At 48.5% G+C, this 26,018-nt stretch carries 26 protein-coding genes; 5 read left to right on the top strand and 21 right to left on the bottom strand.

Going from position 1 to position 26,018, the window contains the following annotated elements:
• Nucleotides 1-11: 11 nt before the first annotated feature.
• Together ACXAG2_RS00905 and ACXAG2_RS00910 are read right to left on the bottom strand one after the other, a co-directional pair.
• Nucleotides 12-407 (bottom strand): c-type cytochrome, encoded by a 396-nt coding sequence (locus ACXAG2_RS00905; protein WP_474863902.1) that lies wholly within the window; start codon nt 405-407, stop codon nt 12-14.
• A 16-nt stretch (nt 408-423) separates the two neighbouring features.
• Nucleotides 424-2,007, bottom strand: a complete 1,584-nt coding sequence (locus ACXAG2_RS00910) for a flavin monoamine oxidase family protein (RefSeq protein ID WP_474863904.1) — start codon at nt 2,005-2,007, stop codon at nt 424-426.
• A 365-nt stretch (nt 2,008-2,372) separates the two neighbouring features.
• On the opposite strand from ACXAG2_RS00910, the gene ACXAG2_RS00915 reads away from it, so the two are divergent.
• A complete protein-coding gene (locus tag ACXAG2_RS00915) occupies nt 2,373-2,732 on the top strand; it encodes a deoxyguanosinetriphosphate triphosphohydrolase (RefSeq protein ID WP_474863906.1) in 360 nt (119 codons plus the stop codon).
• Between the two features lie 50 nt (nt 2,733-2,782).
• Nucleotides 2,783-3,247, top strand: coding sequence for a YchJ family protein (locus ACXAG2_RS00920; protein WP_474863908.1), 465 nt, complete (start codon nt 2,783-2,785; stop codon nt 3,245-3,247).
• A 53-nt stretch (nt 3,248-3,300) separates the two neighbouring features.
• Here ACXAG2_RS00920 and ACXAG2_RS00925 read toward each other — a convergent pair whose 3' ends face one another.
• From ACXAG2_RS00925 to yceD, 15 genes are all read right to left on the bottom strand, one after another.
• Nucleotides 3,301-4,101: a DODA-type extradiol aromatic ring-opening family dioxygenase gene (locus ACXAG2_RS00925; protein ID WP_474863910.1), complete on the bottom strand. Its 801-nt coding sequence runs from the start codon at nt 4,099-4,101 to the stop codon at nt 3,301-3,303.
• Between the two features lie 123 nt (nt 4,102-4,224).
• A complete protein-coding gene (locus tag ACXAG2_RS00930; RefSeq protein WP_474863911.1) occupies nt 4,225-4,797 on the bottom strand; it encodes a pyridoxamine 5'-phosphate oxidase family protein in 573 nt (190 codons plus the stop codon).
• On the bottom strand, nt 4,784-5,554 hold the full coding sequence (locus tag ACXAG2_RS00935; RefSeq protein ID WP_474863913.1) for a TatD family hydrolase: 771 nt from the start codon (nt 5,552-5,554) through the stop codon (nt 4,784-4,786). The genes ACXAG2_RS00930 and ACXAG2_RS00935 overlap by 14 nt, the downstream gene beginning before the upstream one ends.
• Nucleotides 5,555-5,569: 15 nt before the next feature.
• Nucleotides 5,570-6,433, bottom strand: a complete 864-nt coding sequence (holB, locus tag ACXAG2_RS00940) for a DNA polymerase III subunit delta' (protein WP_474863915.1) — start codon at nt 6,431-6,433, stop codon at nt 5,570-5,572.
• 23 nt (nt 6,434-6,456) lie between these two features.
• Nucleotides 6,457-7,074, bottom strand: coding sequence for a dTMP kinase (gene tmk, locus ACXAG2_RS00945; RefSeq protein ID WP_474863916.1), 618 nt, complete (start codon nt 7,072-7,074; stop codon nt 6,457-6,459).
• A gap of 1 nt (nt 7,075) precedes the next feature.
• Entirely contained in the window at nt 7,076-8,095 is a 1,020-nt protein-coding gene (mltG, locus tag ACXAG2_RS00950) for an endolytic transglycosylase MltG (protein WP_474863918.1), read from the bottom strand.
• Nucleotides 8,079-8,885 (bottom strand): aminodeoxychorismate lyase, encoded by an 807-nt coding sequence (gene pabC / locus ACXAG2_RS00955; protein ID WP_474863920.1) that lies wholly within the window; start codon nt 8,883-8,885, stop codon nt 8,079-8,081. The genes mltG and pabC overlap by 17 nt, the downstream gene beginning before the upstream one ends.
• Before the next feature lie 171 nt (nt 8,886-9,056).
• Entirely contained in the window at nt 9,057-10,301 is a 1,245-nt protein-coding gene (gene fabF, locus ACXAG2_RS00960; protein ID WP_474863922.1) for a beta-ketoacyl-ACP synthase II, read from the bottom strand.
• Nucleotides 10,302-10,380: 79 nt separating this feature from the next.
• On the bottom strand, nt 10,381-10,620 hold the full coding sequence (acpP, locus tag ACXAG2_RS00965) for an acyl carrier protein (protein ID WP_012518211.1): 240 nt from the start codon (nt 10,618-10,620) through the stop codon (nt 10,381-10,383).
• A gap of 194 nt (nt 10,621-10,814) precedes the next feature.
• Nucleotides 10,815-11,555 (bottom strand): 3-oxoacyl-ACP reductase FabG, encoded by a 741-nt coding sequence (fabG, locus tag ACXAG2_RS00970; protein WP_474863924.1) that lies wholly within the window; start codon nt 11,553-11,555, stop codon nt 10,815-10,817.
• Between the two features lie 21 nt (nt 11,556-11,576).
• The gene (gene fabD, locus ACXAG2_RS00975) at nt 11,577-12,500 is read right to left on the bottom strand and encodes an ACP S-malonyltransferase (RefSeq protein WP_474863926.1); all 924 of its coding nucleotides are present in this window, start codon (nt 12,498-12,500) and stop codon (nt 11,577-11,579) included.
• 47 nt (nt 12,501-12,547) lie between these two features.
• Nucleotides 12,548-13,513, bottom strand: coding sequence for a beta-ketoacyl-ACP synthase III (locus ACXAG2_RS00980; RefSeq protein ID WP_119501520.1), 966 nt, complete (start codon nt 13,511-13,513; stop codon nt 12,548-12,550).
• Nucleotides 13,510-14,535: a phosphate acyltransferase PlsX gene (plsX, locus tag ACXAG2_RS00985; RefSeq protein WP_119501521.1), complete on the bottom strand. Its 1,026-nt coding sequence runs from the start codon at nt 14,533-14,535 to the stop codon at nt 13,510-13,512. Before plsX ends, ACXAG2_RS00980 begins: the two co-directional genes overlap by 4 nt.
• Before the next feature lie 17 nt (nt 14,536-14,552).
• Nucleotides 14,553-14,723, bottom strand: a complete 171-nt coding sequence (gene rpmF, locus ACXAG2_RS00990; RefSeq protein ID WP_119501522.1) for a 50S ribosomal protein L32 — start codon at nt 14,721-14,723, stop codon at nt 14,553-14,555.
• 3 nt (nt 14,724-14,726) lie between these two features.
• Nucleotides 14,727-15,260, bottom strand: a complete 534-nt coding sequence (gene yceD, locus ACXAG2_RS00995; protein ID WP_474851393.1) for a 23S rRNA accumulation protein YceD — start codon at nt 15,258-15,260, stop codon at nt 14,727-14,729.
• Between the two features lie 189 nt (nt 15,261-15,449).
• Here yceD and ACXAG2_RS01000 point away from each other — a divergent pair, with 189 nt between their 5' ends.
• Nucleotides 15,450-16,076, top strand: a complete 627-nt coding sequence (locus ACXAG2_RS01000; RefSeq protein ID WP_474863927.1) for a Maf family protein — start codon at nt 15,450-15,452, stop codon at nt 16,074-16,076.
• Here the strand turns inward: ACXAG2_RS01000 and ACXAG2_RS01005 are convergent.
• On the bottom strand, nt 16,062-16,712 hold the full coding sequence (locus ACXAG2_RS01005) for an HAD-IA family hydrolase (RefSeq protein WP_474844323.1): 651 nt from the start codon (nt 16,710-16,712) through the stop codon (nt 16,062-16,064). The two genes, ACXAG2_RS01000 and ACXAG2_RS01005, sit on opposite strands and share 15 nt — an antisense overlap.
• The gene (gene rluC / locus ACXAG2_RS01010; protein WP_119501526.1) at nt 16,702-17,652 is read right to left on the bottom strand and encodes a 23S rRNA pseudouridine(955/2504/2580) synthase RluC; all 951 of its coding nucleotides are present in this window, start codon (nt 17,650-17,652) and stop codon (nt 16,702-16,704) included. Before rluC ends, ACXAG2_RS01005 begins: the two co-directional genes overlap by 11 nt.
• Before the next feature lie 638 nt (nt 17,653-18,290).
• On the opposite strand from rluC, the gene rne reads away from it, so the two are divergent.
• Both rne and ACXAG2_RS01020 read left to right on the top strand, forming a co-directional pair.
• Complete coding sequence (gene rne, locus ACXAG2_RS01015) at nt 18,291-21,506, top strand: ribonuclease E (protein WP_474863928.1); 3,216 nt, start codon at nt 18,291-18,293, stop codon at nt 21,504-21,506.
• A gap of 85 nt (nt 21,507-21,591) precedes the next feature.
• A complete protein-coding gene (locus tag ACXAG2_RS01020; RefSeq protein WP_474863930.1) occupies nt 21,592-22,575 on the top strand; it encodes a phosphotransferase in 984 nt (327 codons plus the stop codon).
• A 32-nt stretch (nt 22,576-22,607) separates the two neighbouring features.
• Here the strand turns inward: ACXAG2_RS01020 and ACXAG2_RS01025 are convergent, their stop codons facing one another.
• Together ACXAG2_RS01025 and topA are read right to left on the bottom strand one after the other, a co-directional pair.
• The gene (locus ACXAG2_RS01025) at nt 22,608-23,159 is read right to left on the bottom strand and encodes a DUF2058 domain-containing protein (protein ID WP_474863932.1); all 552 of its coding nucleotides are present in this window, start codon (nt 23,157-23,159) and stop codon (nt 22,608-22,610) included.
• 7 nt (nt 23,160-23,166) lie between these two features.
• Nucleotides 23,167-25,800, bottom strand: a complete 2,634-nt coding sequence (gene topA, locus ACXAG2_RS01030) for a type I DNA topoisomerase (RefSeq protein ID WP_474851379.1) — start codon at nt 25,798-25,800, stop codon at nt 23,167-23,169.
• Between the last annotated feature and the right edge of the window lie 218 nt (nt 25,801-26,018).

Raw genomic sequence — 26,018 nt, forward strand, 5'->3', positions numbered from 1 at the left:
TTTTTTCCTTTTTATCTTCGGGCAATGGTTTTAACGTCTTCTGCACTCACGGTGTCAGTAAAATGGTTACCAAAGTGGGTACGTGTATAATTCACCACTTCGGCGATTTGTTCATCGGATAAATATTGTTTTAATGCGGGCATACCACCCATACCGTTACTGACCATAAATGTGACATAGGGAGCAGCACTCAGTTTGGGATTGTTTGCCAGTGCAGGATAGGCTCCGGCACCTTTGGCACCCTGTGCATCAGGCATATGGCATCCCTGACAAATAGCGTGATAAAGCTCATCTCCGGACACTTCTTCAAATTTCTTACCCTGAGAAAAACCGGCATCATCAGTAGCAAATGCACAGCTGCTCAGAAGCAGTAAACCGGTACCGGCAACGTTAATTAATGATTTCATTGTTCTGTCCTCTCTTTCATGCAGCCGTTGTCAGTGCTTTGGCATGTAACCGTTCAATAGCGTCCCGCGCCGAAGCTATAGCCCCTTCCTGCCATGCAGGCAGATTTGAAGCGTGCTCACCGGCCAGTACCAGACGACCATCTACCTGACACAGGTTTTCATAGTGTTCTTCCCGCTTTTCTTCAGTCCACACGCCGTAGCATCCTTGTGTCCAGGGCACCCTGTGCCAGCCTACGGCAATGCCGTTGTCAAACTCCTGCTCGTATTGCGGATGGATCTGTTTGCCGTACTGAACGGCTTTTTTGACTCTCTCCTCCGGTGACAACGAGGTAAATTCGAAAGCGTTCGGCCCCCATACATAGCCGCCCAGCAACACCCCTTTGCCTTTGTCACAAAACTTTGTACTGGGATAACTGATATTAGTAATGGGCAGATTGGTGTATGAAACACCGCCATAAATTGCATCGTCCTGCTCCCAGAAGCGGCGCTTAAATTCCAGGCCCACTTTCACTGACGCTGCGTAAGGCACCGAGCGGATAGCGGTTTTCATTGCATTGCTTGCTGTGACGGGGGTCTGTGAAAGAATCGAGAGAGGAATTGTGCACACACACCAGTCAGCCTGTGCCTCTTTGGCAGTGCCCTGCTGGTCGTATTTCACTGTTACACCGGAATCGCTCTGATCAACAGATGTGACTCTGGCGTTGTATTCGATAAGATCACCAACCCGTTTCTCAAAGGCTTTCGCAACACTGTCCATACCACCAACAGGCTGAAAAATACTGCTCTGGAATTCGATGTCCTGGCCATTCACTATGTATTTCCACAGTTCAGACTGCAGTAAAGCACTTTGGTCAAACAATTCGGAGGGTTCAGGTTTGGGTGACAGTCCGCCGCCCGCTGGTACTTTAAAACCACGGCGTAAACTTGTCTCATAGGACTTTTTATAGGCAGAAGATTTATCCAGTGCTCCCCAGTGACGAAGAGACTCAAAAAGCTTCTCTCTGTCTTCACCGCTCAATTCAGCATCAAGTGCATTCTGGTTAATGACTTTATTCAATAACTCAGCAGCATATCCCTGGTAATCAGCCTGCACTTCGCGGTAACGCTGAGGTTTACCGTTGAACGCTTTAGTTGAATGCACGTAAGCGTTATAGTTGACCTGAATAAAAGGCTCAATAGGTACGTTAAACTCATTGATGTAAGACATCACATGATGGTGATGATAGGGCACACGCCAGGGACCCGGATTGATGTAATTCCCCTCAGCGAACTGACATTGCTGGGTCGCACCTCCCAGTTCTGTATAAGTATCGCCACCACGAAGTGTCCAGCAACGACCACCGGCTCTGCCATTAAACTCAAGGATTTTCACCTTGTAGCCGGCTTTGCGCAGCTCATAAGCCGCTGTCATACCCGCAACACCGGCACCCAACACCAGTACAGATGCCCCTTTCTTCGTACCGCTTAATTTCAATGTACCGGGCTTTGTAGATTCGGCCGCAAAACCAAGTGAACTCATGGCCTGATACATCGCGCCGGCGCCCGCGGTTTTACCAATCCACCCTAATAATGCACGGCGGCTCATACTATGACTGCTCAACGACTGCCCTCCTTGTACTTAATGAAATATCGACAGATACGCATATATTGCACTGTAAGTACCACATTGAGCTGAGCAGGGTTAAACGGTCAAAAAATACGATAATCCGCTGAACCGGCCACAACATGTTATTTATATGTGAATTCTAATTCATTTATCACTCAAACTCAGGACACCTGTTGCCCTATTAAGATGCATTCGATGCACCAATGTTAAAAGTGTTAACGACTTCAGCCCACGCCACTGCTGGCTTGCTGTCCAAATCTGTTGTGTTGCGCTGCTTTTTTATGCAAAAAAATACTTGCACAAGTCTTCATCCTGAAATACTGTATACACATACACTGTATAAACAAACAGGGATTACCATGACTCATTCAAACAACGTCGTTCAACTCAGCTTTGCCTTTGATGGCGCGCCCCGTGAAGTTTCACGTCCCCGTGGCTGGTCGTACTTACTTGCAGAATCGGTAGCCTTTAAAAAAGATGTGCCACACAGTATCCGTATGCAGAAACCTTCGGAAGAAGATGTACCAGGATGGATTTCAAGGCTCATCATGTCTGGTCAGTGCAAAACGATATATGTAGAGAATCTGGCTCTGGACGATCAGCAACGGGTGGTAATTCAACAATTATGTCGCCGTTATGCCGTTTCACTTGTGAATCTGCGGGTTACCAACGATGAACAAAACAGCGAAATGAAGAATGTGGTTACCGGACCTTGGTGATAGCCCAGTACAAAGGTACACTGCCCCGAAAAAGTTAAACGGGCAAAATAATGCAGTGTTATTGCAATAGCGGTAAAGACAGAAATCAATGTTGCGGGCCATTGCTGGCTGACCAGCAAGAGGCGACTTCACCGGAACAACTGATGCGTTCGAGATACTCCGCGTATGTCAGCAAAAATTATGAATACGTACTCAAAACCTATACAGCACCAAAGCGGGCAGATTTGACAGTCAGTGCTCTTGAAGAAAGTGCATCCGGCACGACCTGGCTCCATCTTGATGTATTGCAAACAAATACAAACCATGTGGAATTCAGAGCGTGGTATGCTGAGAGGCGGAAAACCGGTGTTCTCCATGAAACATCACTGTTCCTGAAAGAAAACAATTGCTGGCGCTATGACAGCGGAAAACTGCATGATGATACCGGCACCGTAAAAATTAGCAGAAACGATCCCTGTTTCTGTCAGAGCGGTAAAAAATTCAAACTTTGCTGCCAGCGAAAGACAGGTTCCTGACGGAAGTACAGCTCAGGACAATTATCAAACCATCCTGAACGACCCCACGGTTGTCACCATAAAAATGTTGTCGCCAGTTTTCCTGCAATGTGCGTTTGAAAGACGTGCTTTGCCGGTTTCCCTGCCAGTCCGTAACATACGTGTAAGGGCAATAAATGTTCTTCACGGGGATGGCAAAATCTGGCATTCGGCGCCGTTGTTTCCCAGTTGATGAGTTGATGTGAGCGCTCTCCTTCCCTGATACCGACATCAGTCATCAGTGTTTTCAGCCAGAGCTGAAAAGCATCATTCATCTCATCTGCACCGGCAACCGGTTTGAAGAACGCTTTCATATTGTGGAAGGAAAACCCTGAACCTATCACCAGCGTTTTAGATAAATCACATTTTGCCAGCGCCTCACCCATACGTACATGCATAGCAGCGTCGAGATGCTTACTTAACGATAACTGAACGACAGGAATATCAGCCTGAGGAAACATGATTTTCAGCGGCACGAACATACCGTGATCAAACCCTCTTTCCGGTGACACTGATAATTTTATGCCAGCCGCTCTCACCGAATCTTGTAATGCCCCGGCAAATTGAGGATTCCCGGGGGCCGGATAGGCAATACTGTAAGCTTCTTCCGGAAAGCCGTAATAATCATAAATTAAACCGGGTGACGGATGCCCTGTTACGCTAAAGGTACTTTCTTCCCAGTGTGCACTGATCAGAAGAATGCGTTCCGGAACCGGCAATGTGGCAGCGATCCCGCTTAGTTGATCCACCATCCCCTGATGAGAAGGCTCACCAAGAAGCGGAAATGGTCCGCCACCGTGAGAAAGATAAATAATATTCTGAGCAAGATTTTGCATAAATACTCCGGGAAACAGAAACTGCTATCGTGTTGACGCTTATTTTCCTATTGATCCCGCGTACTGTCTGTATGCTTAAATGAAACGGTGAAGACGATTTAATGAAATGGTGATTACCGGTTTTCAGGGAATAACAGCCCGGATTTGCCAGTCGTTATCACATCGTGTCTGGAATTCCCGATATTGAGGGTTACCTTTCAGGTTCAGGTAATCAACTGAGTCTGCCCTGAAAGCCAGCTTGCAGAAATGCGGCGGGGGTGTATTCATATCGCCTTCCGCCTTGAGAGGCTTTGCCGGTTGTCTGACAGTACCGGGTACACCCCACAGAAATTGCTTTTTGCCCTGTACCGACATTTCACACCATGCGCGGTGAATATCTTTCGGTGCGTTATCCGTAGTGATAATTGTGGTAGTGCAATTTAAACGGTATTGCTCTCTGCTGCCGGTAAAGTACCAGCAAATAGCAGCATTGGCATTCGCTTTAAGCGCGTCAGCTTTTGCGGTTCTCAGATCAGACACCGCGTAAATAATCCCTTCATCACTATCGAGCTGCCGGAAAACCAGCGTGCGGTTTTCAGGAAAGCCGTCCTTATTGCAGGTGGCAACCTGCATGAAGCGGCTTTCAGGTGAATCTTTACCGGCCTGTAAGCTTTTCAAAAGCCGCTCAGTCCAGATAAGGGGGTTATTGTCTGACATGACTGAATAAGGTGTAAAAGTTTTCAGTGGTCTGTCTGGCCAGTTCTTCCACGGTTACCCCTTTTACGGATGCAATAAATTCAGCCACTTCGACCACAAAGCCAGGCTGATTTTGTTTTCCCCTGTGAGGAACCGGTGCCAGCCATGGAGAATCTGTTTCTATCAGCAAGCGCTCAAGGGGTAACGCTTTTACTACTTCACGGAGTTCATCCGCCGAGTTAAACGTCACAATGCCCGAAATGGAAACATAAAAGCCCATATCGATAGCAGCCAGGGCCATATCTAGACTTTCGGTAAAACAATGTAATACCCCTTTTGTCTCGGGATTTTTATGTTCCTTAAGCAAAGACAGAGTGTCTTCGCGGGCATCGCGGGTATGAATGATCAGCGGTTTTTTAAGGGCATTCGCAACCTTGATATGATCCACAAATGAAGCGAGCTGCACTTCTTTCGTGTCAGCACTGTAAAAATAATCCAGACCCGTTTCACCAATTGCAACAACTTCAGGATTAGACGCTTTCGCCAGTAATGTGTCGTAATCACAGGCATCTTCCTGATGTAAGGGATGAACCCCGCATGAAACAGACACATCAGGAAAGTCTTTTACCGCTTCATACATGTCATCGTAGTCTTTAACAGAAACAGAGACGCACAGGAAATGCTCAACTCCCCGCTGACGGGCAAACTTCAGGGTTTCTTCCAGTCCGGCCTTGTCCATTTTTAAACGGTCCAGATGGCAATGGGAATCTACGAACAAAATTCAGTACCTTATTTATAACGGGTTAACAGAAAAAACGGCCAGTACGCCGGTGAGGATCACCGCTTTATTTACGCCGGGATGCTGCAGTTGTGCAGACGCCTGCTGACATTTTAACGACGCCCGGTAATCGTCGGAATGCAATGTGCGGATATATTTTTCATGGGCATCGCTTTGTAACCATTTTACTACCTGAACAGCATGCTCCTGCCATTTCAAAGCCAGACTGCGGGGAGTTTCTTTATTCCCCATCAAATCAGCAATCCCCTGCTGATAGCCGGTGAACGACAACCCTTCGGCACCTTCCTGCAAACTGTCCAGTACAGTATAGGGCGCATAGCCATAGGCTTTTAAGGTTGCCGGGGTAACGTCAGGTATGCCCCGGGCGCCAAGCCAGTCGATAACGGTCTGCTCAGCCGGCAAAGGAATATCATGTTTTTCGCACCGGCTCAGAATAGTGGGTAACAGCGCCGTTTTGCGACTCGTAAGTAACAATAAATAAGTATTTACCGTCGGTTCTTCCAGCGTTTTGAGTAACGCATTAGAGGCCGCTTCTGTCATGGTATCCGCGTCGGGGATCACCAGTACCTTATTATTACCCAGCTGAGCAGTCCCTGCTAACTTTTGTATGCCACCCCGTACAGCATCAACGCCGAGTTGCTTTTCACTGACAAGCTGGTGATAGTCCGGATGGTTACCGGCTTCAAAAAGCTGACAACTCTGGCATTGACCACAACTGCCTTCATCTGATACCTGTTTGCACAGTATGGTTTTTGCCAGTGCTGTAGCCAGTACACGTTTGCCGGTACCAGCAATACCTGATAGCAATAATGCGTGATGCAGACTACGCAACCGGAGTCTGTCTGTAAACTTCAACAACAGAGGTCGCAGCCATCCGGGCGTCATGGCAGGTTAGCCTCCAGCGTACTTAACACATCCTGATGTACGTTTTCCATAGGCTGCATGGCATCAATGAGAAACGCCGTTGGCGATTCATTTGTCAATGACAGATATTTTTCACGGGTGCGCTCAAAAAAAGCCAGCCCCGAACGTTCGATCCGATCTAACTCTCCACGGCCCCGCGCCCGTTGCAATCCGGTTTCCGGCTCAACATCAAGATACAAGGTAAGATCGGGACCAAAGCCCTGCAGACACAAGTCCCGAAGCGCCATCAATTTATCTTCAGGGATTTGTCTGCCGCCGCCCTGGTAGGCAAGTGAGCTCATATCGTGACGGTCACCCAGCACCCACTCTCCTCTCTCAAGGGCCGGATGGATGACGTTAACCAGCAACTGACGGCGGGCAGCATACATCAGCATTAATTCCGTTTCTTCGGCTACTGTTTCCTGCCAGTCACCTTTAACACATTCACGGATGGCCTCAGCCATCGGCGTACCACCCGGCTCACGGGTACAAACACAGGAATGCCCGCGGCTTTCAATAAACTGTTTCACTACCTCTATAACAGAGCTTTTACCTGCCCCTTCAAGGCCCTCTATAACAATGAATTTTCCTGACATATTATTCTTTTTTGATATTCCGCTGATACTGGTTAACGGCCTCGTTGTGGGCTTCCAGCGTAGATGAAAAAACATGTGTCCCGTCACCGCGGGACACAAAATAAAGCGCATCCGTCAGCGACGGATTCAGAGCCGCATCGATGGCCGCTTTACCCGGCATAGCAATAGGTGTGGGCGGTAGACCGTTAATAGTATACGTATTGTACGGTGTTTTACCCCGCAGGTGCTGACGGGTCAGATTACCGTCAAACTCATCGCCAAGACCATAAATAACGGTGGGATCGGTTTGCAGGCGCATGCCACTGTCCAGCCTGTTAACGAATACACCGGCAATGAGGGGCCGCTCGCTGGCGACGGCGGTTTCTTTCTCAATAATTGACGCCATGATCAGCACATCATAAGGCGTTTTATAGGGTAATGCCCCCGGGCGGCTATCCCATTGTGGCTGAAGATACCGGCTCAATGCCTCAGCGGCGCGTCTGAGGATATCAGAAACAGATGTACCGGCAGTATAATGATAGGTATCTGCCAGGAATAAACCCTCCGGCCAGGCCTGTGAATCATAACCTTCAACGGCGGCTGCCAGCCCGGACAATGCATCATCTCCGGTAACATCCTGAACCAGATTCATATCGGTTCTGAGTAAAATCAGCCACTGGCTGAGCGTCAACCCTTCCACAAGACTTATCTGGAACTGATATTCATCACCACTGGCAAACAGATACAAGGCGTCCACTGCAGACATCCCGGGCGTTAACTGATAGGTACCCGCTCTGACAGCACTGGCCTGCTGATCCAGTTTCAACCACACTTTTGCAGTAAGGAGAGGAAAAGACGCCAGGCCGTTATCGAGTAAATCGCGGACAACAGAAGTCGCAGAACTGCCCTGGGGTACGGTATACAAAACGTCATCTTCTAACGAAAGTGGTGCTGTGAGTTGTTTAACAGACCAGAAATAAGCGATGGCCAGGAAAGCAAAGCCGGCAAAAAGCACTGCAAGGATACTAATCAGGCGTTTCATGTTCCCTCTCATAAGCCTCATTCATTTGCTGCTGCAACGTCCAAACCGGCCCGCAATCGAAGTGAACCTCTGCATCATCAAACTGAATACGGTTCAGCGGTACAATGTGCATCAACGCATTACATAAAAAAACCGCGCTGGCTTCTTTAAGATCTGAAATCGTAAATTTTCCTGTTATCACAGGCTTGCCGGCCTGCTCAAGGGTAGAAAGAATAAACGCCCGGTAAACACCGGCCACGCCGGCGTTATCCAGTGAGGGCGTATACCACTGACCGTCTGCATACCAGAACACATTGCTGGCACTCGCCTCTGTCACGTAGCCCTGCATATCACACACGATGGCATCATCGAGGGTAATCTGTTCTTTCACCAGCACCTGTTCGAGCCGGTTTATATGCTTGATACCTGCGAGCAAAGGTTGCAAACCCAGCGTCACCGGGCTGATGTCAGCAGCAATTCCCTGCTTCTGCCAGCAAGCATACTGAGCCGGCACAGTGAAGTCAGATAACCGCCAGACAGCAGATTGCCCTGCCGGACGCTGATAACCACGACCGCCGCAACCTGAAGAAATGTGCACTTTCAGCACGCCATCAGCCAGTTTTTCCGCTGCCGCATGCACTTGTTCAGTCAGCAAGGCCAAATCTACAGTTAATCCCAACCGGGCACTGTCGTTTTGTAACCGCTGTTTATGAAGAGACCACAGAGCAACACGGCCACAAGCCACATGCATAGTGGTAAACATGCCATCACCGTATTGAAATGCGCGGTCCTGATGTATGTCTTCAGACATAAAGAGTGTGAGTCATTGATAAAATTCAGTGCGGAAGTATACCAGCAGATGCAGGGATTTACAGTGTGCAGACGCGGCTTACAAAAACCGGAAGCGAGTTACGCATAACCAGTCACTATACTTCAGATACAAAAAAGGCAGCGTGATGCTGCCTTTTCGCAATCAAGTACATTAACCTTCAATACGTTTGAAGATTAATGAACCGTTAGTACCACCGAAGCCGAATGAATTACATAAGGCGTAAGGCGTATCAAATGATTTCGCTTTGTGTGCAACAAAATCAAGATCACAGCCTTCACCCGGATTGTCCAGGTTGATAGTAGGCGGCGCCATTTTGTCACGCAGTGCAAGCACGGTGAAAATAGCTTCTACCGAACCGGCAGCACCCAACAGGTGACCGGTCATTGACTTAGTCGAGCTGACCAGTAAATGATGAGCATGCTCACCGAATACCCGCTTTACTGCTGCAACTTCTGCAATGTCTCCAGCTGGTGTGGACGTACCATGAGCATTGATATAACCGATATCTTCACGGTTAACACCGCCATCCAGTAAGGCGTTTTCCATAGAACGGGCTGCGCCTTCACCATCTGCAGGAGGTGAAGTCATGTGATATGCATCACCGCTCATTCCGAAGCCTGTCAGTTCAGCATAGATTTTAGCACCACGGGCAACTGCAGATTCATAAGATTCCAGCATCATCACACCGGCACCTTCACCCATAACAAAGCCATCACGGTCTTTATCCCAAGGACGGCTGGCTTGCTGCGGCGCATCGTTGTTTGAGGACAGCGCTCTGGCTGCCGCAAAACCTGCGATACCCAGCGGGGTAATAGAAGCTTCAGCACCACCTGCAAGCATGGCGTCAGCATCACCGTAAGCGATGGTACGCGCTGCCACACCAATATTGTGCACACCGGTTGTACAGGCCGTCACGATATTCAGGTTCGGCCCTTTCAGGCCTTCCATGATAGACAGGAAGCCGGAAATCATGTTGGTGATAGTAGAAGGCACAAAAAACGGTGAAACGCGCTTAGGACCGCTGTTCATCAGTTTAACGTGGTTCTGCTCGATTTGTTCAAGACCGCCGATACCTGAACCGATAGCCACACCTACACGGTGAGCATTCTCATCAGAAATCGCCAGACCGGAATCAGCAAGAGCCTGCTTACCCGCGGCAATGCCGAGCTGGATAAACCGGTCCATCTTTTTTGCTTCTTTCTTTTCGATGTAATCTTGCGGGTCGAAATCATCGACTTGACCGGCAAAACGAGTGGAATAGTTACTGCAATCGAATAAGGTGATGTCACCGATACCACTTTCACCTTTTAACAGGCGGCTCCACGTGTCTTCAACATTAGAAGCCAGTGGTGAAAGCATACCCATACCAGTAACTACTACGCGACGTTTTGTCACAAAAAGCCCTCGTATTGGAACTAACGTTAGATACGAAAACGGCTCTTAACAGAGCCGTTTTCGCAAAACTCAGGAACGCTTACGCGTCTTTATTTGCGTTGATGTAGTCGATAGCAGACTGAACGGTAGTGATCTTCTCTGCTTCTTCATCAGGAATTTCAGTATCGAACTCTTCTTCTAAAGCCATAACCAGCTCAACAGTGTCGAGTGAATCTGCGCCCAAATCATCAACGAAGGAAGCTTCAGCTTTTACTTCTTCTTCTTTAACGCCCAGCTGTTCTACGATGATCTTTTTTACGCGCTCTTCGATGTTACTCATAATTCTAGGTTTCCCTTAACGTCACTAGATAAAAAAGTGCCGCTAGTTTATTTTGCAAGGGCTATCCTTGCAAGTACCAAGTGATGTAAATATCCTGGTCAAACCAGCAACCAACCAATTAATTCTACAATTTTTTAACACCAACACCCAAGCAAAACAAGGCTCAGGCACGAAATTGCTGCCAGACGGCAACATTAATTCATATACATTCCACCATTCACATGGATGGTTTCACCAGTGATGTACGCAGCGCCATCACTGACTAAGAAAGCAACAGTTGAAGCAATTTCTTCCGGTGCACCCAGTCTGTTTGCCGGGATGTCCTTAAAGATCGCTTCTCGCTGGTCGTCTGTCAATGCTTTCGTCATGTCAGTATCGATAAAGCCCGGAGCGACCACATTGATGGTAATACCGCGGGATGCCACTTCACGTGCCATAGATTTTGAAAATCCAATCACACCGGCTTTTGCAGCAGCATAGTTTGCCTGTCCGGCATTACCGGCACTGCCCACTACTGAACCAACATTGACGATACGACCATAACGCTTCTTCATCATACCGCGTAACACGGCTTTAGACAGCGTAAAGATAGATGACAGATTGGTATCGATAATGTCCTGCCACTCGTCATCTTTCATTCGCATTAACAGATTATCACGGGTGATACCGGCATTATTGATCAGAATATCAATAGCACCAAATTCATCAGTAACGTTCTTCAGCACGGCTTCCACCGATGCTTTGTCTGTCACATTTAACGCCAGGCCTTTACCGCCTGATGCCGCTAAATATTCAGAAATAGCAGCAGCGCCATTTTCGCTGGTTGCAGTACCAACTACGGTTGCGCCCTGCGCAGACAGTGCTTCAGCAATGGCTTTACCGATACCGCGACTTGCGCCTGTTACTAAGGCGACTTTACCTGATAACTGACTCATAATTTTCCTGATTCTGAGTAATTAAAGATCAGCCAGTGTGTCCGGCGTATTTACCACAACACTGGTTAATGCTTTATCAATTCGCTTTGTCAGACCGGTTAATACTTTACCCGGCCCCACTTCAACAATTTTCTCTACGCCTTGTGCTGCAAGGAACTCGACGGTACGGGTCCACTGCACCGGACAATATAACTGACGCACGAGCGCATCTTTAATCGCTTCAGCCGAAGACTCTACGCTCACATCAACGTTGTTCACCACGTTAATCGCAGGTGCAGTAATGTTGATTGCAGCCAGTGCATCATCTAACTGGTCAGCAGCAGGACGCATCAGTTCGCAGTGAGACGGCACACTGACTGCCAGTGGTAACGCACGTTTTGCACCGGCGTCTTTACATGCCGTTGCAGCTTGTTCTGCGGCAGCCTTTTCTCCGGCAATGACCACTTGGCCCGGCGAATTGAAGTTAACCGGAGACACAACTTCACCGGTTGCAATAGCTGTTTGCTGACAACACTCAGCAATGGTTTCATCATCCAGCCCGATAATGGCGTACATTGCCCCTGCTCCGGCCGGTACGGCCTGTTGCATGAACTGACCACGGGCTTCTACCAGCTTCACAGCGTCTTTAAATTCAATGGCACCGGCACAAACCAGCGCTGAATATTCACCCAGACTGTGACCGGCCAGGTAATCTACCTGAATCTGCTTTTCCTGAAGAATACGCCAGATGGCAACGCTGGCTGTCAGCAGTGCAGGCTGCGTGATGTGAGTCTCATTTAACTTGCCGTCGGCATCATTCTGCACCAGATCCCACAAGTCATATCCCAACGCGTCTGACGCTTCTTTAAATGTATCAATTACAACAGGGTGGCTTTCAGCCAGCTCTTTAAGCATGCCGACAGACTGGGAACCTTGTCCCGGAAATACACAAGCTGTACGAGTCATTATTGTTCCTTATTGTTATCTTTATCGTGCCGGTCTGCAGACCGGACTTAATATCTTACCAGAGCTGAAGCCCAGGCGAAGCCTCCGCCGAATGCTTCAAGAAGAAGATTCTGACCACGTTTAATACGGCCATCTCTGATAGCAGTATCCAGTGCTGTAGGCACGGTTGCAGCAGACGTGTTACCGTATTTTTCCAGGGTCAGCACAACCTGATCTAACGACATGTCCAGCTTTCTGGCAGTCGCTTTAATAATGCGGAAGTTTGCCTGGTGCGGTACCAGCCAGTCAAGATCAGATTTTGCCATATTATTGGCTGCAAGGGTTTGTTCTACAGTCTCAGACAATTTAGTGACGGCCACTTTGAAAGTCTCATTGCCTTTCATAGCACACCAGTTTTCTTCAACGGAAGATGCTACACCCCGTTGAGGATTACCGGCATAGAGTAATTCACCGTAAGAACCGTCTGCGTGAATATGGGTAGACAAAATGCCCGGTTCCTCACTGGCTTCAATGACCGTTGCACCTGCACCGTCGCCAAACAGAATAATTGTACCGCGGTCGGTCGGATCCATCATGCGGGTCAGACAGTCTGTACCAATAACCAGCACCCGTTTAGCCATACCAGACTTGATGTACTGATCGGCAATACTCAGGGCATAACAATAACCGGCACAGGCAGCGGCGACATCAAACGCAGGAATGCCGTTAATGTCGAGCATCGCCTGAATTTCACACGCTGTGCTGGGGAATGCATGGGCACCACTGGTGGTTGCACACACAATCATGTCGATGGACTTCGGGTCGATACCGGCAGCTTCTATAGCATGCTTACTAGCTTCAAATCCCATGGTGGCGGCTGTTTCGTCAGCACCGATAATTCGTCTTTCTTTAATCCCGGTACGTTCAGTGATCCATTCGTCACTGGTATCGACCATTTTTTCCAGGTCGGCATTAGTACGCACTTCACTGGGATAATAACTTCCGGTCCCGATAATTCGTGAATAATTGCTCAAAGCTGCTCCAACAAAACCGTTTCTATTTTACTTTTTATTTTCTCAGGAATGCCCATTTTGGCTTCTTGCATTGCCTGATAAATCGCATAGTAAAAAGCGTCAGCGGAAGCGTTTCCGTGACTCTTGATGACAATGCCGCGCAATCCTATCAGACTCGCCCCGTTATACTGGTCGGGGTTCACCCTGTTGTAGATGCTTTTCAGCAGCGGCAACGCTATTCTGGCCATCAAACGGCTTAAAAGGTTCATTTGGGATTGTCGTTTTACTTCATTAATAACCAGTTTGGCTAAACCTTCGGTAGATTTAAGGGCAATATTGCCGGTAAATCCGTCGGTCACCACTACATCGGCATAATCAGTAAAAATGTCATCCCCTTCCACATAACCTATGTAATTCAGTGCGCTGGCATTTCTGAACAACTGATCGGCAATCTTTACCTGCGCATTTCCTTTTATATCTTCTTCGCCTACGTTCAGTAGCGCCACTCTCGGCTTTTCAATACCGGACACTTCCTGGGCAAGTACACTGGCCATCACACCATATTGAAACAGTATTTCTGACGTACAGTTTACGTTTGCGCCAAGATCCAGCAGAAACACTTTATGGTGACTGGCTGTCGGCATTGCTGATACAAGGGCTGGCCGGTCAATACCGGGCAATGTTTTCAGAAGATAATAAGCCATTGCCAGCAACGCGCCGGTATTTCCGGCACTGACACAGGCATCGGCCTCCCCGGATTCCACCAGTTCAATAATGCGGCGCATAGAAGATTGCTTTTTATTGCGCAATGCAAAGGCAGGCGCGTCGCCCATATCAACGACATCGTCGCAATGCTCGATGGTGACTCTTGCACGTTGTTCTGGCAATAAATCAGCGACAGCAGGTTCAATGACGGACTGCTGGCCACATAAGATAAATTTGAAATCTGGATGTTGCCGGATGGCTTTGAGGGTAGCGGAAAGGATAACAGGGGGACCATGATCGCCCCCCATGATATCTAACGCAATGGTTAGCTTAGACAAAAGTTGTCACCTACTGATTAGCGGGCGATTACTTTTTTGCCTTTATAGTAACCATCTGCGGTTACGTGATGACGACGGTGTGTTTCACCCGACGTTGAATCGACAGACAAAGTCGCGCCTGTCAATGCATCGTGTGAACGACGCATACCACGCTTAGAGCGTGTTTTACGATTTTGTTGTACTGCCATAACTTACTCCTGGTCTCGCTTAAGTTCTTTCAAAACCGCGAAAGGGTTAGGTCGCTCATGTTCCGGACTGATTTTACCAAATGTCATATCATCTTTACCAAGGCCGCAATCCTCCTCTGCATGAAGGGCTACGATAGGTAATGAAATAATCAACTCGTCTTCAAATAATTGAAGTAAATCGACTTCTCCGTGGTCGTTGACCTCTACCGGTTCATAGGCTTCGGGTAATGCATCTGCCTCATCCTGATCTTGTCCCTGCACCGGACTAAAACAGAATTCGGTATGAAGTGAGTGTGGAAACTCGCCATTACACCTCTGACAGATAAGTGTTACCTGTGCGCTTAAGTGACCGTGAAAGACAGTAAGACCCTGCGCGTCTTTTTCAAACTGTACTTCTGCGTTCACCCATTCATCACAGCTGACAACAGCTTCATTCAATCGTTCCAGATCTTTACTTGCGATAACACCCCGGTAATCGGAACGTTTCACAGCGCTTTTCACCGGATCGACGGTATGGGGTAATTTCACTTTCTGCATAGGGCGCGCATATTATAGATTTGGTATCTCAGTGTCAAAAGATTAATCGCCTTTTAGCACGGATTCGACCGGTTGGCGGACAGATTGTCAGGTATTCGGGATAAAAACAGCCGGCGACTCGAAAATATCGCGGATTTATGGCTTACTTCCGCTACTATCCGGCACGCTATGTAACCGAAAGAGGAATTCATGTATCCATCTCCCCGCTTTATTCTGGCCACGTCTTCTGTTTACCGCCAGGCACAATTTGCTTCTCTCGGTGTTAATGCCACAATTATTGCACCGGATATAGATGAAAGCCCCTTAGCGGATGAACATCCGGGAGCGCTGGCAGAACGGCTGGCGGCAGCAAAAGCCGGTAAGGTCGCGGCAGAGACGGAAAACGGTATTGTGATTGCCGGCGATCAGGTGGCTTCCCTGACTACCGGTTCTGGCACCACAATTATACTCGGCAAGCCAGGAACTCATGAGGCTGCAACGGAGCAGCTTTTACTTAGCAGCGACCGCTGCGTGACATTCTATTCTGCCCTGAGCATTATTGACGCTGCCACAAAAGAGCAGACAACAGCCACCGAAATAACAAAAGTGCATTTCCATTCTCTCAGCAAAACACACATTGAACAGTACCTGCGGGACGAAAAACCCTATGACTGCGCCGGCAGCTTTAAGTCTGAAGGTAAAGGTACCTTGCTGTTTGAACGAATTGAATCCCGTGATCCGAATGCCCTCATCGGCTTACCGGTTATGCTTTTGCGGGATATGCTTGCCGGTTACGGAATTGATTTATTGTTACTCGCCACTTCAATGACTGAGTAATAATGATTCCAGTTCTGCAATACTGTGTACAACAGCCAGCGGTGCAAACCGTTCCAGGTGAACCTGTGCATGCACCCCATAAGATACACCAATACGTGCAATACCTGCGTCCTGCGCCATTTGCATATCAAAGGTGGTATCCCCGATCATCACCGCATCCGACTTGTCTACTCCGGCTTCGGCGAGCAGTTGCAGGATCATATCCGGCGACGGTTTGGACTCTGCGTCATCAGCACAACGTGAAAAGCTGAAATAGTGACCGGTATCTGTGTTCTTCCAGGCACGGTCAAGTCCCCTTCTCGCTTTACCGGTAGCAACAGCAAGCGTTCGTCCACTATTTTTTAATGAAGTGAGCATCTGCTCAGTGCCGTTAAACATAGGGCTTGGTGTCTGGTCCTGTTCAATAAACGCATTTTTATAGGCTTCAAACAGCCGGTCTGTCAGTGCTTCATCAGTGATGTTAAACAGCTTTTGAATTGCCGGACGCAGACTGATACCGATAATTCCCCCGACAGCTTCAGCCGGTGGGATCGCTACTTCGCATTGACGTGCAGCAAGCTGCATGCAATTTACAATTTTGGCCGCTGAATCCATCAACGTGCCGTCCCAGTCGAAAATAACAAATTTATACTTCATTTAACTGCTTTAGCGCTCTGGTTAGTTGTTCATCAAGGGGCGCCTGAAAACGAACTGTCTCTCCGCTGCCAGGATGTATGAACTGAATGCTGGCAGCATGCAGAAACAGACGCTTTAAATCACGGCTACGCATAGTGTCATCGAACTGTTCATCGCCATATTTGGGATCGCAGGCAATAGGATGACCGGCATGCAAACAGTGCACACGTATTTGATGCGTTCTGCCTGTAATAGGAGATGCTTCTACCAGGGTAGCATCTTCATAGCGGGTCAGAATGCGATAGCGGGTTTCTGACGGCTTACCATTTTCATTCACGCTCACCAGCCTTTCGCCGGATTGCAGTACGTTTTTCAACAACGGCGCTTTTACTTTAAACCGGTTTTCAGGCCATTGACCGGCGACCAGTGCCTGATAGCGCTTGTCCATTTGTCCGTCACGAAGCTGGGCATGCAGATGGCGCAGTGCTGAACGTTTTTTAGCAATGATAATGCAGCCGGAAGTGTCCCGGTCGAGACGGTGCACCAGTTCCATAAACTGAGCATCGGGCCGTAGTGCCCTAAGGCCCTCAATCAAACCGAAATTCAGGCCGCTGCCACCATGCACCGCAGTGCCGGAAGGTTTGTTAATGACCAGAATGCGGTCATCCTCGAACAATATACAATGCTCAAGTTCTGCCACCTTATCCAGTTTCGGATTCGGCGTATCTTTGGGTTCTGATACCCGCACCGGCGGAATGCGGATAACATCATCAGCCTGAAGCTTATATTCCGGCTTTACTCTGCCTTTATTTACCCGCACTTCACCTTTACGCAAAATCCGGTAAATCATACTTTTCGGCACACCCTTTAACTGGGTACGCAAATAATTGTCGATGCGCTGCCCTTCGAGATCTGGCTCGATGGTAACGAAACGAACTTGTTGGGGGGTATCTTCTTTCATGGGCGGGAGTATACCTGAGCAAGTATGGATACGCTAAAGCTAAATAGCGCAAACCGAGACCATTTCAACAGACAATTGAGGGTCCTCCCGTTCTGCCGGATTGGTTAAAGAACAGCCATTCTTACGCTCGGGCCTGTCTTTTATGTAATTAATTTCTGAATATGACGTTTTTTAGTACAAAAGGGAGTTAACTTTGCTTGCTAAACCCGAAACGTTGGTGAGATAATCGCGTGTGATTTTGCAGTAAACATGCTTAAGCAAAATCCGGTTCGAACTTAATTAATGAACCATAATATTGTGCGGACAACTGAATAAACGCATTCGTCCGGTTTATAAAGGCAGCACAAAAGCCTTTAGAACGTTGCACAAACTGATGAAAATAAAGTTCGCCGTTTAGCAAACAGAATTAAATTGACCTTTGCCCCTGTAATGACGGGGGTGAAAATGAAAAAAGATAGTAAGGGCCGTCGTTCCCGACACCCCGCATTTAATTGTCCGGCTAACTGAAATGCCGGTATTTATGGGTAATACGACTAAACAACAAATCCCGCACACAGCCGTGAGGCTGGGTGACGCGTATTTGCACGTGTCATTTTGATTTTGTGTCTAAGCGGCTGTACAAAACAGAGTTAGATACAATGAAAAGAATGTTGATTAACGCAACTCAACAAGAAGAGTTGCGCGTTGCCCTGGTTGACGGGCAACGGCTGTATGATCTTGATATTGAAAGCCCGGGTCACGAACAAAAAAAGGCGAATATATACAAAGGTAAGATTACCCGCGTAGAACCCAGCCTTGAAGCTGCTTTCGTAGACTACGGCGCAGACCGTCATGGCTTCCTGCCTCTGAAAGAAATTGCCCGCACTTACTTCCCGAAAGGTTATAAATTCGAAGGCCGCCCGAACATCAAAGATGTGATTAAAGAAGGCCAGGAAGTTATTGTTCAGATTGATAAAGAAGAGCGTGGCCAGAAAGGCGCAGCCCTCACTACTTTCCTGTCACTGGCTGGTAGTTACCTGGTACTGATGCCGAATAACCCCCGCGCAGGTGGTATTTCCCGCCGCATCGAAGGTGATGAGCGAACGGATCTGAAAGATGCCCTGTCCCGCCTGGATTTACCGGACGGCATGGGTCTGATTGTCCGTACTGCTGGTGTAGGTAAATCTTACGAAGAACTGGAATGGGATTTAAAAGTACTCCTGAAGCACTGGGAAGCCATTTCAGAAGTCGCTGAAAGCCGTGCGGCGCCATTCCTTATCCATCAGGAAAGTAACGTTATTGTTCGTGCCATCCGCGACTATCTGCGCCGTGATATCGGTGAGATCCTGATTGATAAAACCAGTATCTATGAAGAAGCCCTGCAGCACATTGAACTGGTGCGTCCGGACTTTGCAAACCGTGTAAAACTGTACAAGGGTGACGTACCTCTGTTCAGTCACTACCAGATTGAAAGTCAAATCGAATCAGCTTTCCAGCGTGAAGTCCGTCTGCCTTCCGGCGGTTCAATTGTTATCGATCCTACGGAAGCATTGACATCCATCGACATTAACTCTGCCCGCGCAACAAAAGGCGGAGATATTGAAGAAACAGCCCTGAATACCAACCTTGAAGCCGCCGACGAGATTGCCCGTCAGTTGCGTCTTCGCGACTTAGGTGGTCTGGTAGTCATCGACTTTATCGATATGACACCGGTCCGTCACCAGCGCGAAGTTGAAAAACGTATGCAGGATGCTGTGCGCTCTGACCGTGCACGTGTTCAGCTGGGTCGTATCTCACGTTTCGGCTTGCTGGAAATGTCACGTCAGCGTTTACGTCCTTCTCTTGGCGAGTCAGCTCACCATGTATGTCCGCGCTGTTCCGGTCACGGTACGATACGTGGTACAGAATCCCTTGCGCTGTCGATTCTGCGGATTATCGAAGAAGAAAGCATCAAAGATAATACCGGTCAGATTGAAGCTCAGTTGCCGGTACCGGTAGCTACCTATCTGCTGAATGAAAAGCGTAAATCAATCAATGTGATCGAGAAGCGTCATAACGTTTCCCTGCTGTTGATCCCTAACCCTCACCTGGACACGCCGCATTACGAAGTTATTCGCCACCGTCCGGATGAAGTCATTTCTGATGCAAGCTATAACGTTGCCCTGAAAGAGCAGGACGAGACAGAGGCCTATCAGCCTGCTGCAGCACCGGTAAAACGTGAAGAACCTGCATTGAAAGGTCTCGTTGCGCCGACTCAGGCTCCGCCTGCTCCTGTAGCAGCGCCTGCAGCTAAAGAAGCAACTGCACCGGCAGCCACTGAAACCCTGTTCACCAAACTGGGCAAATGGATTTCTTCTGTACTTGGCGGTGAAGACAAGAAAGAAGAAGAAACAAAGACTGAAGAGAAGACGCGTAGTCCGCGTAATAATCGCAATAATGACAACCGCAACAGAAAACCACGCAACAACCGTAACCGTCGTGGTAAGCAGTCTGAGAACAGCAATGAGCGTGATGAGAGTAAGCAGACTCAGAAACGCCAGGATGATAAGCGTAACAGTCGTCCTAAGTCCCGCCGTAAGCCGCAGGAAGATAAAAAGGCCAAGCCGGAACAGCAAAATCAAAACCGTGAGGCCGAAGCGCAAACTGACAATCAGGAAGCACAGCCAGCCCGTAAGAAGCAGGTTGCCGAGCGTCGTAAGCGTCGTGACAACCGCCGCAGCGTTCGTGTAAATAAAGACGCAGCGGATAAGTCAGCGACACAACAGCCTCAGGCAGACAAATCTGACACTAAACATTCTGTGGTTGAAGTGAAAGAAGCCGTTACTGAGACTGTACAGACTGTAGCACCTTCGGATACTCAGTTTGCTACAGAAGCACCGGCCAGCAGCCCTGAGCAAAGTCAAAAAGGCTCTGGTCTGACTCAAGACAGCACGGAGCGAACTCAGGCTGACGCTGAGCAGAGCAACACCAGTAAAGCTCAGAACATTGATGTGCCTGCTTCTGCGGAAGCGGCAGAGCAAGCTGACAGTACTGCGTCTGAACAGGATGCTTCCGGCGATGAAAATGGTCAGAAGCGAGAAAGCCGTGGCCGCTCACGTCGTTCTCCGCGTCATGTACGGGCAGCGGGTCAACGCCGTAAGAAGGAGCAGTCTCCCGCCGGTGACGCAGCAGAGGACAACGCACCACAGCAAGTCAGTGATGCTTCTGAAGTTGCGGATTCTGGTGCAGCTACCGGCGCAGTGCAGGATGAACTGCAATTTGATATTGCACATCCTGAAGAAGATACACAGGCTAAAAAGCCAAAATCAGCGAAGCCCCGTGTACGTGTTGACGGTGATCAGCTGACCGCTGTGCCGGCTTCTCCTGAGCAGGTTGAGATTAATCTAGCTGCCCATGCAGAATCAGAAACTGAACAGCAGAATCCTGCTCAGGAAACGGAAAATGCGACTCAGGAAGCACAGAGTTCAACTGAATCTGTAGCTGAACAGAGTACAACTGAAACAAAATCTACGGAAACGGTAGCTGAAGTTGCTGAAAAAGCAGCACCGGTATCTGAAAACTCTGTAGCTGCCACGGCAGAGAAAGAGGTGAAATCAGAAGCCGTAGCACCTGTTGCCAAACCTGCGGTTGCGAAAGCCACTTTCAGAGCAACAAGCAGCACCGGACAAAAATCAGCATCACATCCGATGGCATTGCCACCGGTTGTAGAAGCAGTGTTCAGTGATGTAACAGCAGGCGCGATGAAAGATGAAAGCCGCCCTGCACTGCTGGTGTCAGGTAAAGCAGCATCGGTATCACAGGCGACTTCATCCGCATCTGCGGCTATGACGTTACCTGCCAGTGCATCTGAAGCAGCAGTTGCTGAAGAGGCCTGAGGCTGACAGCCCTGTTGAGGCTGTCAATCCCTGCACGTGATAACAAAGCCGTACCTTGAGTACGGCTTTTTTAATGGTAAAAATAATGACTGTTCTTTCACTAAACCAATATCTCAACTGGCTGAACACTGTGTCCGGAACACAGTACACCGAAGCTTCACTCATCCAGTCATTATGGAGTGGTTACGGCGCCTGTTTCAGAGCGGTGAACAAAAATACGGGCAAACCTGTAGTGGTGAAATGTATCCGGCCCGCGAACAGCACAGCGCATCCCCGTGGCTGGCAATCAGATCACAGTCATCAGCGAAAACTCCGCTCATTTGAAGTTGAACATTATTTTTATCAGGCACTGGCTCCGCTTACGGGTTCAGCATGTAAAGTACCTGACTATCTGGGCGGTAGTGCTGAAGGCGATAACAGAATGATTATCATGGAGGACTTATCTGCCAGCGGATTCCCGTTGACAACATACTCACTGACGCTGGCGCAGGCAAAATGCGTATTGCGCTGGCTGGGCGAATTCCACGGACGTTTTATGCATTGTTCTGATGGAAAAGTATGGAAGGAAGGCACTTACTGGCATCTGGGAACAAGACAAAACGAATGGGCAGCCATGCCCGACTCTCCGTTAAAGTCTGCTGCCGTGCAGATTGACGATGCCCTTAAAAATGCCCGTTTTTCTACCCTTCTTCACGGTGACGCGAAAGTGGCCAACTTCTGTTTTGATGAACAATTTGTCGATTGTGCCGCAGTTGATTTCCAGTACTGTGGTCACGGGGCGGGTATCAAAGACGTAGTGTATTTCATGGGAAGTGCACTGAGTGATGAGGATCAGAGAAACGGTAAAGAAACCTGTCTCCGGCATTATTTCTCAGCGTTAAAAGGTTCTCTTGCTAAACACTGTCCGCAAACGGATGCAGAAGCTGCGGAGGCAGAATGGCGGGGGCTTTATGATTTGGCAAATGCCGACTTCCACCGCTTTCTTGCAGGCTGGAGCCCTGAACACGTGAAAATTAACCGCGCGTTGCAAGACTCCACTAATAATGCACTGGCGGGACTACAAAGCTGAAGTCCTGCCGGCGCACTACTGAACCGGTAAAATTACCAGGTCAAGTCGTCCGGGATCTCGTAGTCGGCGTACCAGTCCTCTTCGTCTTCCTGTTGACCTTCGTTGTTGCTGGTATCCAGGTCGGCACGGTAAACCACTACAGATTCATCACGCTGAGCAATTTTATCAGCAACCGGTGACGGCACCAGTTCATACGCTCCGTCGAGAGTAACCACAGCCAGACGGCCTTTCGTCACCTGCTTATGGACAGCGGCTGAAACATACATACGTTTAACCACATTTTCGTGGGTAAAGTTCAGTAAGGTATCACCGTCACGGCTTTGTTTATTCACCGTGATAAGTTGCTTGATTTGCGCAGCAACAGAGCGCTTTTCACGCTCCTGTTGCTGTTCAGCATTTAACTGACGGTCCCGCTCTTTTTTCTCAGCAGCGGCCTGTTCAGCAGCGATTTTGGCAGCATCAGCTTCTACCTGCTGATTCTTATTTTTCAGCTTTTGCTTTTTGCGCTTTTCCGCCCGGGCATTCTTTGCCGAATTTTTATCGGCCAGACCTGCCTTTAAGAGTTGATCCTGTAATGAAGCCACCTGACACCTATTTCTTTTTCTTGTCCTGGGTTACCCATTTGCCATCCTGATACCAGGACGACCACCCTGTTGATTTACCGCTGTCATTTTCAGACATAACGTATTGCTGCTTAGTTTTTCTGCTGTAACGCACAATGGCCGGATTACCTTCCGGATCCTTTTGCGGCGCATCCGCCAGATAGTAAAACTTAGGCGAAATACGATCTCTGAAACGGGCCAGTTCCTCAACCTTTGGTGCACGGGTTTCCCTTGATTTAGGGAAATTATGTGCTGCGAGGAATATACCGGAGGCACCGTCACGCAATACAAAGTGCGCATCAGACTTCTCACAGGGCAATTCAGGTAAATCCACCGGATCTTCTTTTGGTGGCGCAGCTTCGCCGTTACGCAGCAGCTTACGGGTATTCTTACATTCTTCGCTGGTGCAACCGAAGTATTTACCAAACCGGCCGTTCTTCAGCTCCATATCACTGCCGCACTTATCACATTCGATAACCGGACCGTCGTACCCTTTAATCTTAAATGTACCGGCTTCTACGTAAGTCCCCGGACAGGTCGGCGTGTTACCACACACATGCAGTTTACGCTTTTCATCTACCAGATAGCTGTCCATTGCCGTACCACATACGTCACAACGGCGCTTAGCCCGCAAGGCTTCGGTTTCCAGCTCTTCTTCGTTATCGACTTTCACCACTTCGTCACCCGGTGTCAGGTTCATGGTGTTGGTGCAACGCTCTTTCGGAGGCAGGTTGTAACCTGAGCATCCTAAGAATACACCGGTAGATGCGGTACGGACGTTCATTTCACGGCCACACTTGTCGCATTCAATACCAGCCGGGACCGCCTGATTGGTACGCATTCCACCTTCTTCAGCGTCCTTTTCTGCTTTCAGTAACTTGGCGTAGAAATCGTTGTAGAAACTGTCGAGAACCTGCTTCCAGTTTTTCTTACCTTCTGCAATGTCATCGAGATGCTGTTCCATATTGGCAGTGAAATCATAACTCATCAGGTCGTCGAAGTTTTCCATCAGACGATCATTAACAATTTCACCCATTTTTTCAGCATAGAAACGTTTATTTTCCAGCCGGACATAACCACGATCCTGAATCGTGGATATAATGCTGGCGTAGGTAGAAGGCCGGCCAATGCCACGTTTCTCAAGCTCTTTTACCAGTGAAGCTTCGTTAAACCGGGCCACCGGTTTAGTAAAGTGCTGTTTAGGATCCAGGGCCTGCAAATCGAGGGCTTCGCCCTGCTTCACGTCCGGCAGTAACAGTTCTTCATCACCCTTCTTACGGATTTGTGGCTGTACCTTAGTCCAACCGTCAAATTTCAGTACCCGGCCCTTCGCCACCAGTTCATAATCACCGGCAGTTACACGGATCGTAGTGGCATCATATTTTGCGTTTGTCATCTGACATGCAACAAACTGACGCCAGATCAGCTCATACAGGCGCTGTGCGTCTCTCTCCATCTCTTTAAGCGACGCTGCCTGCACATTTACGTTTGAAGGACGAATCGCTTCGTGGGCTTCCTGAGCGCCTTCTTTGCTACCGTAACGGATAGGTGAATCCGGCAGATACTTGCCACCAAAATTATCGTCAATGTAAGCACGGCAATTATCCAGCGCTTCCTGACTCAGATTCGTTGAGTCTGTACGCATATAGGTAATGTGACCAGCTTCGTACAATCGCTGAGCCAGCATCATAGTTTTCTTAACACCAAAACCAAGACGGGTACTGGCCGCCTGCTGCAGAGTAGATGTAATAAACGGTGCTGACGGTTTACTTTGCGTGGGTTTAGACTCACGGCTTTCAACCACGTATTGCGCTTTTTCCAGTTCGGCCAGCGCTGCATCGGTTTCTTTCTTATTAACCGGTTTAAACGCTTTATCCCGATAACGGTTAACCAGCATACGCAGTTGCTGTTTCGCGCCTGATGTTACATCTGCATGTACGTCCCAGAATTCTTCCGGTACAAAAGCCTTAATTTCCCGCTCACGCTCGACAACCAGACGTACAGCCACTGACTGCACACGACCGGCAGACAACCCGCGGGCAATTTTCTTCCACAACAGCGGTGACACCATGAAACCCACAACGCGGTCAAGGAAACGTCTTGCCTGCTGGGCATTCACGCGATCAGTGTTAACCTCACCGGGATGAGAGAAAGCTTCCTGAATGGCGTTTTTGGTGATTTCGTTAAACACCACGCGCTGATAAGTTTTATTCTTCTCGCCAAGGAGTTCCCGCAGGTGCCATGCAATGGCTTCCCCTTCGCGGTCCAAATCCGTTGCGAGATAAACGGTGTCAGCGTCTTTTGCGAGCTTCTTCAGCTCATTGACAACTTTTTCTTTGCCCTGAAGCACCTGATAATGTGCTTTCCAGTCTGCTTCAGGGTCGACGCCCATGCGATCTACCAGTTTACGGTATTCATATTTGCGCAGATATTCTTCCCGCGCATCATCGCTTAACGTTTTCAGTTCTTTTGCCGGTTTTTTGGGCTCAACATTGCCGACCGCCTTCGTAGGCAAGTCGCGCACGTGGCCAACAGAAGATTTTACGATAAAATTTTTACCGAGATATTTATTTATCGTTTTTGCTTTTGCTGGTGACTCGACAATAACCAGTGATTTTGCCATAAAAATTGATTAAACCTGTTCGTAATCAGAGATTTAGATCATCTCATTGAATAATAAAGGGTATAAAGAAGTGATGGTGCACTACCCTTTCTTTTTTTAACATATATCTACAAAGTGAATGGAAAACAAGATCTTCTTAATAGTTATTCTGTCGCCTGCTTCAAATACCGCCACAAACCGTTCACTTTTTAACCACTCACGTTGGCAAGGCCATTAAA

This window comes from Alteromonas sp. ABH4_456, assembly GCF_056160645.1.

Excerpts from the sequence above, each read along its gene's own strand:
- rne (WP_474863928.1), top strand. The coding sequence starts at position 18,291 with ATGAAAAGAATGTTGATTAACGCAACTCAACAAGAAGAGTTGCGCGTT.
- fabG (WP_474863924.1), bottom strand. The coding sequence starts at position 11,555 with ATGAGTCAGTTATCAGGTAAAGTCGCCTTAGTAACAGGCGCAAGTCGC.
- ACXAG2_RS00930 (WP_474863911.1), bottom strand. The coding sequence starts at position 4,797 with ATGTCAGACAATAACCCCCTTATCTGGACTGAGCGGCTTTTGAAAAGC.
- pabC (WP_474863920.1), bottom strand. The coding sequence starts at position 8,885 with ATGTCTGAAGACATACATCAGGACCGCGCATTTCAATACGGTGATGGC.
- ACXAG2_RS00905 (WP_474863902.1), bottom strand. The coding sequence starts at position 407 with ATGAAATCATTAATTAACGTTGCCGGTACCGGTTTACTGCTTCTGAGC.
- ACXAG2_RS00915 (WP_474863906.1), top strand. The coding sequence starts at position 2,373 with ATGACTCATTCAAACAACGTCGTTCAACTCAGCTTTGCCTTTGATGGC.
- ACXAG2_RS01020 (WP_474863930.1), top strand. The coding sequence starts at position 21,592 with ATGACTGTTCTTTCACTAAACCAATATCTCAACTGGCTGAACACTGTG.
- fabD (WP_474863926.1), bottom strand. The coding sequence starts at position 12,500 with ATGACTCGTACAGCTTGTGTATTTCCGGGACAAGGTTCCCAGTCTGTC.
- tmk (WP_474863916.1), bottom strand. The coding sequence starts at position 7,074 with ATGTCAGGAAAATTCATTGTTATAGAGGGCCTTGAAGGGGCAGGTAAA.
- ACXAG2_RS00920 (WP_474863908.1), top strand. The coding sequence starts at position 2,783 with ATGCAGTGTTATTGCAATAGCGGTAAAGACAGAAATCAATGTTGCGGG.
- ACXAG2_RS00925 (WP_474863910.1), bottom strand. The coding sequence starts at position 4,101 with ATGCAAAATCTTGCTCAGAATATTATTTATCTTTCTCACGGTGGCGGA.
- topA (WP_474851379.1), bottom strand. The coding sequence starts at position 25,800 with ATGGCAAAATCACTGGTTATTGTCGAGTCACCAGCAAAAGCAAAAACG.
- ACXAG2_RS01005 (WP_474844323.1), bottom strand. The coding sequence starts at position 16,712 with ATGAAGTATAAATTTGTTATTTTCGACTGGGACGGCACGTTGATGGAT.
- rluC (WP_119501526.1), bottom strand. The coding sequence starts at position 17,652 with ATGAAAGAAGATACCCCCCAACAAGTTCGTTTCGTTACCATCGAGCCA.
- rpmF (WP_119501522.1), bottom strand. The coding sequence starts at position 14,723 with ATGGCAGTACAACAAAATCGTAAAACACGCTCTAAGCGTGGTATGCGT.
- acpP (WP_012518211.1), bottom strand. The coding sequence starts at position 10,620 with ATGAGTAACATCGAAGAGCGCGTAAAAAAGATCATCGTAGAACAGCTG.
- ACXAG2_RS01000 (WP_474863927.1), top strand. The coding sequence starts at position 15,450 with ATGTATCCATCTCCCCGCTTTATTCTGGCCACGTCTTCTGTTTACCGC.
- yceD (WP_474851393.1), bottom strand. The coding sequence starts at position 15,260 with ATGCAGAAAGTGAAATTACCCCATACCGTCGATCCGGTGAAAAGCGCT.
- mltG (WP_474863918.1), bottom strand. The coding sequence starts at position 8,095 with ATGAAACGCCTGATTAGTATCCTTGCAGTGCTTTTTGCCGGCTTTGCT.